This is a genomic window from Paenibacillus sp. P3E, assembly GCF_001909045.1.
Classification (GTDB): domain Bacteria; phylum Bacillota; class Bacilli; order Paenibacillales; family Paenibacillaceae; genus Paenibacillus_AQ; species Paenibacillus_AQ helianthi.
Map to the genome: position 1 here is coordinate 1 of NZ_LVWH01000133.1, position 869 is coordinate 869.

2 protein-coding genes are annotated in these 869 nt (G+C 32.0%); both read right to left on the bottom strand.

From position 1 onward, the window contains the following. Positions 1-332 (bottom strand): hypothetical protein (locus A3842_RS32945; RefSeq protein WP_218618679.1); only part of this gene is annotated, 332 nt, incomplete at its 3' end. 16 nt (positions 333-348) lie between these two features. Next, on the bottom strand, positions 349-869 hold a 521-nt coding region (locus tag A3842_RS12035), incomplete at its 5' end, for an ATP-binding cassette domain-containing protein (RefSeq protein ID WP_178382341.1).

Consider the following 869-nt stretch of genomic DNA (forward strand, 5'->3'; position numbering starts at 1 on the left):
GTAATCTGTTTTCTAAATATAATAGATATTCCATTTTTCAATCGGTTACCCAATACTTTTTGCAAAAATTCACTTGATAGTCTCAATATGGAGATCCCAGCCATTGTTCCTATCGGAATGACTAGTGAGTATAGCATTTTTTTCCATTCATATCCATTTAAATGATATGAAATAATATCAATGATCTCAGCTTGAGCCGAATATATAAATACATTCAAAACACCGCTAATAATTGGAATCGAAAAAACCATGATAAAGATTATGGGCATTTCTTTTAAAATACGCCATAAAAACCATAACAAATTGTATAAGTTACCTTTTTTATTGATCAATTGAAACGCCTACCCTCTAATCAGAATATAGGGAGAGCTGTGCTCGATACATACTTGCATATTTTTTGTTTAGATCTAAAAGTTCTTTTTGTGTACCGTACTCTACGATTTTCCCATTTTCAACAACAGCAATTTTATCAACATACTTTGTCATACTTAATCTATGGGTTACAAAAATAGCTGTTTTTTTCCCTGACAGCTCTATAAAGGACTGAAAAGCTTTTAGCTCTGATTCTGGATCCATTGCTGATGTTGCTTCATCGTAAATCAAAATTCCTCCCTCGCTTAAGTAAGCTCTTGATACCGCCAACTTTTGCCATTCTCCACCAGATAAATCTTGCCCCCCGAATTCTGGACCGATTAATGTTTCTAATTGTTCCATTTCTTTGAATTTATCAAACATTGCTTTTTGAAGTGCTTTTTCGATTTGTATATTATCAGCTATTTTTCTTTTGTCGCCCATACCAACATTTTCTCGAATAGTTCTTAATAATTTTGAAAAATCTTGAAATACAACTCTTATATATCCAAAAATAT